This window comes from Ruminococcus sp. 210702-SL.1.03 (assembly GCF_020559915.1).
In the GTDB taxonomy this organism is placed as follows: domain Bacteria; phylum Bacillota; class Clostridia; order Oscillospirales; family Ruminococcaceae; genus YE71.
The window spans coordinates 1-949 of record NZ_JAJCLZ010000103.1; the positions used below are offsets into that span (position 1 = coordinate 1).

The 949-nt window shown below is 45.7% G+C and carries 2 protein-coding genes; both read left to right on the plus strand.

The window, feature by feature from the left end; all coding sequences use genetic code 11:
• Nucleotides 1–575 (plus strand): DNA cytosine methyltransferase (locus LI114_RS13590; RefSeq protein WP_227221113.1); only part of this gene is annotated, 575 nt, incomplete at its 5' end.
• Nucleotides 550–949, plus strand: a 400-nt coding sequence (locus tag LI114_RS13595) for a Bro-N domain-containing protein (RefSeq protein WP_319638314.1), incomplete at its 3' end; no start/stop codon positions are given. The genes LI114_RS13590 and LI114_RS13595, both read left to right, overlap by 26 nt.

Here is a 949-nt window from a genome sequence, read left to right on the forward strand (position 1 = left end):
CTCTGCCCGGTGACAGCATTGACCTTGCATATCCAAATATGAATTCAAGGAGAGGACGAGTGGGCAAGGAGATAGTCCATACCCTTACAACAAGCTGTAATCAGGGGTATTACGCATTGGGGATAGATATGAATCCCGACCCGAAGGTCACAGAGCTTGCAAGGTGCATAACTGCAAGGCAGGACAGCGGCATAGGTCATCATAAAGGCGAAAAATCGGGGGTAGTCCTCATAACAGACCCGGTAGCCGTGCTTATCCCTGCAAAAGCAGAAACAAGACAGCAAGGCCGAAGATTTAAACTTCCGAACGAGCCTATGTTTACTTTGACCGTTACTGACAGACACGGCGTCGTGTACTGCGGATATATCAGAAAGCTTATGCCGTTGGAGTGCTGGCGGCTGCAGGGCTTTACCGATGAGCAGTTCAACAAGGTCAAAGCCACAGGAATGTCCGATGCACAGCTGTACAAGCAAGCAGGAAATGCGGTGACTATAAATGTTATCGAGGCTATTGGAAAGTATATTTCAGAGATCGACAAGGAGAATGGAAATGGAACAGAAGATAAAAATATTTGAGAATGGAGAGTTCGGCAAAGTAAGAACGATCATAAAGGACGGCGAGCCTTGGTTTGTAGGAAAGGATGTTGCCAAGATTTTGGAGTACAGAAATACGAAAAAGGCATTATCTGATCACGTTGATGAGGAAGATAAGTATCAAGGCGATGGGGTAACAATTCGTGACCCCATGGGCAGAGTGCAGCATCCGACAATAATCAATGAAAGCGGACTATACAGCCTAATACTTTCAAGCAAGATGCCAAGGGCAAAAGAGTTTAAGCACTGGGTAACATCAGAGATACTCCCGACTATACGCAGAACAGGCGGTTATGTTACAAACGAAGAAATGTTTATTGAAAACTACCTGCCCTTCCTCGACGAACCGTACAAAA